Origin of the sequence: Blautia sp. DFI.1.216, assembly GCF_020594215.1 — a bacterium.
GTDB lineage: Bacteria > Bacillota > Clostridia > Lachnospirales > Lachnospiraceae > Blautia_A > Blautia_A wexlerae.
In genome coordinates this window covers 1-286 of record NZ_JAJDML010000218.1, presented here as the reverse complement: position 1 = coordinate 286, position 286 = coordinate 1, and the positions used below count along the sequence as shown (strand labels likewise).

Genomic DNA, 286 nt, shown 5'->3' with positions numbered 1-286 from the left:
ATCAGATCCATGAAAACTTTCTTTACCTTGAAAATAAGATTTTCAGGGGCATGGATCAGATCAAACAGCTGCGGATCTATCCGCCGGAGAATGGAAGCTGTAAAATTATTGTTGTTTATGAGGTCCCTGACCAGGAAGAACTTCCACAGAACGGACATGAACTGTCCATTGATCTGGGACTCCATAATCTTATGACGTGTTATGATTCCGGGAACGGTAAGACGTTTATCTTGGGCAGGAAGTACCTTGCACTGGAAAGATATTTCCATAAAGAGATCGCAAGGGT

The 286-nt window shown here is 42.7% G+C and carries 1 protein-coding gene; it reads left to right on the top strand.

All coding sequences use genetic code 11. From position 1 onward, the window contains the following. Positions 1–50 precede the first annotated feature (50 nt). Positions 51–286 (top strand): transposase (locus LJE11_RS20985; protein ID WP_227296446.1); only part of this gene is annotated, 236 nt, incomplete at its 3' end.